Raw genomic sequence first — 800 nt, forward strand, 5'->3', positions numbered from 1 at the left:
AACGTTGCCAGCAATGCCGTTGGACAGATTAGACCATGGAAATAGTAACACGGACATTTGAGAAATTACTGACTTCAAAAACGATTGACGAGGTTGAATTGATTCTTGACGACTTGAAAGTTGATATGAAGTATCGAATGGACGACAAAGTATATCCGCGACTTAAGTTCAAAATAACGAAACAAGAAATTGAAGAGTTAAAGGAGAAAGGAATCATCACAGCGGACAACTTACTAGCTGACCTCTCAAACGCAGACCCTTTGACAAAACTTCTCTATTCAATTTCATGGAAAAACGGGGACTTGAAAAAAGTAAAACATATAATTGAGGGAATTGTATCTGGACAGCAAGACGAAAAAGAAAACGGACTTGTGTTTTATCAATTTGGAAAGTATTTGACCAAGAAGCCTGGAGAACCAATAATTGACCAACATGTATTGAGAGCATTTGGCGCATATAAAGCTAACGGGGACAAGGAAAAACTTGACCGCCTAAAACGACTTTCACTCATAACAAAAAAGGAGAAAGAGCTAATCGACCAATATAAATTATGGTTGCAGACTGACCTGACAAAAGAACTTCGGGACAGCGACAATTACTCTTATCACGTGGACAAAGTTTTATTCGCAGTTGGAAAGAGCATCAAAGAAAAGAGTTGAGAAACGGCACAGCTGGCAACAAAATGTATAAAACATGGCTGGGGCTCAGTGTAAATTTGTAGTTTAGTTTTCAAATTACGTTTGGTCACGTGGGACAGGATAGCACTTCGAAAACCCAGCCACGTTTCATACATAAACGTT

General features: G+C 38.8%; 1 protein-coding gene. It reads left to right on the plus strand.

Annotated features, from left to right (window positions below):
• Positions 1 to 35 precede the first annotated feature (35 nt).
• Positions 36 to 659: a hypothetical protein gene (locus tag SanaruYs_RS20005; RefSeq protein ID WP_127124392.1), complete on the plus strand. Its 624-nt coding sequence runs from the start codon at positions 36 to 38 to the stop codon at positions 657 to 659.
• Positions 660 to 800 lie beyond the last annotated feature (141 nt).

This window comes from Chryseotalea sanaruensis (assembly GCF_003990915.1).
Taxonomy (GTDB): domain Bacteria; phylum Bacteroidota; class Bacteroidia; order Cytophagales; family Cyclobacteriaceae; genus Chryseotalea; species Chryseotalea sanaruensis.